At 36.4% G+C, this 1224-nt stretch carries 1 protein-coding gene; it reads right to left on the bottom strand.

Annotated elements, in window-relative coordinates; genetic code table 11:
* On the bottom strand, positions 1-1224 hold a 1224-nt coding region (locus M3P09_RS17170), incomplete at both ends, for a BspA family leucine-rich repeat surface protein (RefSeq protein ID WP_249974054.1).

Genomic DNA, 1224 nt, shown 5'->3' with positions numbered 1-1224 from the left:
CAGTACTGACTACTGCCTCCATGAAAAGTTATATTATAAGGGACATCATCAATACCATCGTTAGCACCACCACTAGAGTCTGTATGCCAACCTATTAAAGTAGCATCGTAGTTTTCTTGAGATAGGGTAGCATCAAAAAACATACTATCCATTGCTGTAACATTACTGATATCCCAGTTATCAATGGGTTGATTAAAAGATGTATTATTTCGAAACATACTAGACATATTGGTTACGCTAGAGGTATCCCAGTTATCAAGGGGTTGATTAAAAGGAGTGTTTCTAAACATATCTGACATTGTTGTAACAGCACTTACCGCCCAATTATTGATTGGGGAATTAAATGAGGTACTTTGAAATACTTGTTGCATATTAGTAATCGTGCTTACCTCCCAATTGTTAATAGCCCCTCCATTATCCACAAAAGAACTACACCCTAAAAACATACTTTGCATTGAAGAGGCTTGACTTAAATTTGGAGTGTCAGTTGCGTTTAGCACTAAATTACTACACCCATGAAAAGACTGGGTCATAGACGTCCAAGGATTTGCCCCCCATTGTTCAATCGTTTGTATTTTGTCTTTATCTCCTGTATTGTTAAAATAGATTCTAGGGAAAACACCACGAATGGCAATAGTGTATGTACCAGCTGTTAAAGTAGTACTTGTTGCATTACCTGAAACATTGGTAGATTCTGGATTAAAAGTAGCACCATCATAACTCCAATCTACATCATAACTATAACCTGTTCCAGCTGTAGGAATGGTAATAGTTTCATTTTCTTCAACCATCCAAGTGGTTATAAAATAATCTTCAGCTCTACATCCAAGGCCACCATCAGTAATCGACCAATTAAAAGAAGTGTCTAAACTATTCCTAGCAAATATTGCAGAACAGTACTGACTACTGCCTCCATTAAAAGTTATATTATTAGGGACATCATCAATACCATTGTTAGCACCACCACTTGAGTCTGTATGCCACCCTATTAAAGTGGCATCGTAGTTTGGTGTAGATAATGTAACACCATTAAACATATCTGCCATTAATGTAACATTACTAATATCCCAGTTGCCTATATTCTGGTCAAAACTTTCAGCGAAAGAAAACATACCAAGCATATTAGTTACGCTAGAGGTATCCCAGTTATCAAGCGGTTGATTAAAAGGAGTGTTTCTAAACATATTGAACATTGATGTAACAGCACTTACCTTCCAATTATTT

Origin of the sequence: Jejuia spongiicola (assembly GCF_023502325.1) — a bacterium.
In the GTDB taxonomy this organism is placed as follows: domain Bacteria; phylum Bacteroidota; class Bacteroidia; order Flavobacteriales; family Flavobacteriaceae; genus Wocania_A; species Wocania_A spongiicola.
The sequence above is the reverse complement of the archived record's forward strand: the minus strand, read 5'-3'. Positions and strand labels throughout refer to the sequence as shown.